Consider the following 4981-nt stretch of genomic DNA (forward strand, 5'->3'; position numbering starts at 1 on the left):
ACATTCACGGAGAGTTTGATCCTGGCTCAGGACGAACGCTGGCGGCGTGCTTAACACATGCAAGTCGAACGATGAACCACTTCGGTGGGGATTAGTGGCGAACGGGTGAGTAACACGTGGGCAATCTGCCCTGCACTCTGGGACAAGCCCTGGAAACGGGGTCTAATACCGGATACTGACCACCTTGGGCATCCAAGGTGTTCGAAAGCTCCGGCGGTGCAGGATGAGCCCGCGGCCTATCAGCTTGTTGGTGAGGTAATGGCTCACCAAGGCGACGACGGGTAGCCGGCCTGAGAGGGCGACCGGCCACACTGGGACTGAGACACGGCCCAGACTCCTACGGGAGGCAGCAGTGGGGAATATTGCACAATGGGCGAAAGCCTGATGCAGCGACGCCGCGTGAGGGATGACGGCCTTCGGGTTGTAAACCTCTTTCAGCAGGGAAGAAGCGAAAGTGACGGTACCTGCAGAAGAAGCGCCGGCTAACTACGTGCCAGCAGCCGCGGTAATACGTAGGGCGCGAGCGTTGTCCGGAATTATTGGGCGTAAAGAGCTCGTAGGCGGCTTGTCACGTCGGTTGTGAAAGCCCGGGGCTTAACCCCGGGTCTGCAGTCGATACGGGCAGGCTAGAGTTCGGTAGGGGAGATCGGAATTCCTGGTGTAGCGGTGAAATGCGCAGATATCAGGAGGAACACCGGTGGCGAAGGCGGATCTCTGGGCCGATACTGACGCTGAGGAGCGAAAGCGTGGGGAGCGAACAGGATTAGATACCCTGGTAGTCCACGCCGTAAACGGTGGGCACTAGGTGTGGGCAACATTCCACGTTGTCCGTGCCGCAGCTAACGCATTAAGTGCCCCGCCTGGGGAGTACGGCCGCAAGGCTAAAACTCAAAGGAATTGACGGGGGCCCGCACAAGCGGCGGAGCATGTGGCTTAATTCGACGCAACGCGAAGAACCTTACCAAGGCTTGACATACACCGGAAACGTCCAGAGATGGGCGCCCCCTTGTGGTCGGTGTACAGGTGGTGCATGGCTGTCGTCAGCTCGTGTCGTGAGATGTTGGGTTAAGTCCCGCAACGAGCGCAACCCTTGTCCCGTGTTGCCAGCAGGCCCTTGTGGTGCTGGGGACTCACGGGAGACCGCCGGGGTCAACTCGGAGGAAGGTGGGGACGACGTCAAGTCATCATGCCCCTTATGTCTTGGGCTGCACACGTGCTACAATGGCCGGTACAATGAGCTGCGATACCGCGAGGTGGAGCGAATCTCAAAAAGCCGGTCTCAGTTCGGATTGGGGTCTGCAACTCGACCCCATGAAGTCGGAGTCGCTAGTAATCGCAGATCAGCATTGCTGCGGTGAATACGTTCCCGGGCCTTGTACACACCGCCCGTCACGTCACGAAAGTCGGTAACACCCGAAGCCGGTGGCCCAACCCCCTTGTGGGGAGGGAGCTGTCGAAGGTGGGACTGGCGATTGGGACGAAGTCGTAACAAGGTAGCCGTACCGGAAGGTGCGGCTGGATCACCTCCTTTCTAAGGAGCACTTCTTACCGATCCCTTCGGGGTGAGGTCAGAGGCCAGTACATCAGCGAATGTCTGATGCTGGTTGCTCATGGGTGGAACGTTGACTATTCGGCACACTTGATCGTCTTCTCCTTCTAGTACTGCTCTTCGGAGCGTGGAACGTTGAGGGAAGCGGGGAGTGTGTCGGGCACGCTGTTGGGTGTCTGAGGGAATGGATTTTTCCTCAGTCGCCGGCCCCAGTGAACTCGGATCGAAGGTCCGGGGTGATGGGTGGCTGGTCGTTGTTTGAGAACTGCACAGTGGACGCGAGCATCTGTGGCCAAGTTTTTAAGGGCGCACGGTGGATGCCTTGGCACCAGGAACCGATGAAGGACGTGGGAGGCCACGATAGGCCCCGGGGAGTCGTCAACCAGGCTTTGATCCGGGGGTGTCCGAATGGGGAAACCCGGCAGTCGTCATGGGCTGTCACCCGCTGCTGAACACATAGGCAGTGTGGAGGGAACGCGGGGAAGTGAAACATCTCAGTACCCGCAGGAAGAGAAAACAACCGTGATTCCGGGAGTAGTGGCGAGCGAAACCGGATGAGGCCAAACCGTATGCGTGTGAGACCCGGCAGGGGTTGCGTATACGGGGTTGTGGGATCTCTCTTTCATGGTCTGCCGGCCATGAGACGAGTCAGAAACCGTTGATGTAGGCGAAGGACATGCGAAAGGTCCGGCGTAGAGGGTAAGACCCCCGTAGTCGAAACATCAGCGGCTCGTTTGAGAGACACCCAAGTAGCACGGGGCCCGAGAAATCCCGTGTGAATCTGGCGGGACCACCCGCTAAGCCTAAATATTCCCTGGTGACCGATAGCGGATAGTACCGTGAGGGAATGGTGAAAAGTACCGCGGGAGCGGAGTGAAATAGTACCTGAAACCGTGTGCCTACAAGCCGTGGGAGCGTCGGGCAAGCACTTGTGCTTGCCTCGTGACTGCGTGCCTTTTGAAGAATGAGCCTGCGAGTTTGCGGTGTGTTGCGAGGTTAACCCGAGTGGGGAAGCCGTAGCGAAAGCGAGTCCGAATAGGGCGGTGGAGTAGCACGCTCAAGACCCGAAGCGGAGTGATCTAGCCATGGGCAGGTTGAAGCGGAGGTAAGACTTCGTGGAGGACCGAACCCACCAGGGTTGAAAACCTGGGGGATGACCTGTGGTTAGGGGTGAAAGGCCAATCAAACTCCGTGATAGCTGGTTCTCCCCGAAATGCATTTAGGTGCAGCGTCGTGTGTTTCTTGCCGGAGGTAGAGCACTGGATAGGCGATGGGCCCTACCGGGTTACTGACCTTAGCCAAACTCCGAATGCCGGTAAGTGAGAGCGCGGCAGTGAGACTGTGGGGGATAAGCTCCATGGTCGAGAGGGAAACAGCCCAGAGCATCGACTAAGGCCCCTAAGCGTACGCTAAGTGGGAAAGGATGTGGAGTCGCAGAGACAACCAGGAGGTTGGCTTAGAAGCAGCCACCCTTGAAAGAGTGCGTAATAGCTCACTGGTCTAGTGATTCCGCGCCGACAATGTAGCGGGGCTCAAGCGTACCGCCGAAGTCGTGTCATTCACACAATAGGGCCAACGCCTGTGTGGATGGGTAGGGGAGCGTCGTGTGCCGGGTGAAGCAGCCGCGTAAGCGAGTTGTGGACGGTTCACGAGTGAGAATGCAGGCATGAGTAGCGATTCACACGTGAGAAACGTGTGCGCCGATTGACTAAGGGTTCCTGGGTCAAGCTGATCTGCCCAGGGTAAGTCGGGACCTAAGGCGAGGCCGACAGGCGTAGTCGATGGATAACCGGTTGATATTCCGGTACCCGCTGTGAAGCGTCAAACATTGAATCCACTAATGCTAAGGCCGTGAAGCCGTTCCGGACCCTTCGGGGAAAGGAAAGTGGTGGAGCCGCCGAACCAAGGTGGTAGTAGGTGAGTGATGGGGTGACGCAGGAAGGTAGTCCAGCCCGGGCGGTGGTTGTCCCGGGGTAAGGGTGTAGCCCGTCATCCAGGTAAATCCGGATGACATGTGGGTGAGACCTGATGCCGAGCCGATTGTGGTGAAGTGGATGATCCTATGCTGTCGAGAAAAGCCTCTAGCGAGTTTCATGGCGGCCCGTACCCTAAACCGACTCAGGTGGTCAGGTAGAGAATACCGAGGCGTTCGGGTGAACTATGGTTAAGGAACTCGGCAAAATGCCCCCGTAACTTCGGGAGAAGGGGGGCCATCACTGGTGATCCGTTTTACACGGTGAGCTGGGGGTGGCCGCAGAGACCAGCGAGAAGCGACTGTTTACTAAAAACACAGGTCCGTGCGAAGCCGTAAGGCGATGTATACGGACTGACGCCTGCCCGGTGCTGGAACGTTAAGGGGACCGGTTAGTCACTCTTCGGGGTGGCGAAGCTGAGAACTTAAGCGCCAGTAAACGGCGGTGGTAACTATAACCATCCTAAGGTAGCGAAATTCCTTGTCGGGTAAGTTCCGACCTGCACGAATGGCGTAACGACTTCTCGACTGTCTCAACCATAGGCCCGGTGAAATTGCACTACGAGTAAAGATGCTCGTTTCGCGCAGCAGGACGGAAAGACCCCGGGACCTTTACTACAGTTTGATATTGGTGTTCGGTTCGGCTTGTGTAGGATAGCTGGGAGACTGTGAACTCTGGACGCCAGTTCAGGGGGAGTCGTCGTTGAAATACCAGTCTGGTCGTGCTGGATGTCTAACCTGGGTCCGTGATCCGGATCAGGGACAGTGTCTGATGGGTAGTTTAACTGGGGCGGTTGCCTCCTAAAGAGTAACGGAGGCGCCCAAAGGTTCCCTCAGCCTGGTTGGCAATCAGGTGTTGAGTGTAAGTGCACAAGGGAGCTTGACTGTGAGACCGACGGGTCGAGCAGGGACGAAAGTCGGGACTAGTGATCCGGCGGTGGCTTGTGGAAGCGCCGTCGCTCAACGGATAAAAGGTACCCCGGGGATAACAGGCTGATCTTCCCCAAGAGTCCATATCGACGGGATGGTTTGGCACCTCGATGTCGGCTCGTCGCATCCTGGGGCTGGAGTCGGTCCCAAGGGTTGGGCTGTTCGCCCATTAAAGCGGTACGCGAGCTGGGTTTAGAACGTCGTGAGACAGTTCGGTCCCTATCCGCTGTGCGCGTAGGAGTCTTGAGAAGGGCTGTCCCTAGTACGAGAGGACCGGGACGGACGAACCTCTGGTGTGCCAGTTGTTCTGCCAAGGGCATGGCTGGTTGGCTACGTTCGGGAGGGATAACCGCTGAAAGCATCTAAGCGGGAAGCCTGCTTCGAGATGAGGACTCCCACCTCCTAGAGAGGGTAAGGCTCCCAGTAGACGACTGGGTTGATAGGCCGGATATGGAAGCACGGTAACGTGTGGAGTTGACCGGTACTAATAGGCCGAGGGCTTGTCCTCAGTTGCTCGCGTCCACTGTGTT

Annotated in this window: 2 rRNA genes; both read left to right on the forward strand. The window is 57.6% G+C overall.

Going from position 1 to position 4981, the window contains the following annotated elements:
• Positions 1 to 3: 3 nt before the first annotated feature.
• A 16S ribosomal RNA gene (locus ABFX81_RS42040) occupies positions 4 to 1531 on the forward strand.
• A gap of 308 nt (positions 1532 to 1839) precedes the next feature.
• A 23S ribosomal RNA gene (locus tag ABFX81_RS42045) occupies positions 1840 to 4959 on the forward strand.
• The 16S and 23S rRNA genes sit together here, the layout of an rRNA operon.
• Positions 4960 to 4981: the final 22 nt, after the last annotated feature.

Source organism: Streptomyces coeruleofuscus (assembly GCF_039532725.1).
GTDB lineage: Bacteria > Actinomycetota > Actinomycetes > Streptomycetales > Streptomycetaceae > Streptomyces > Streptomyces coeruleofuscus.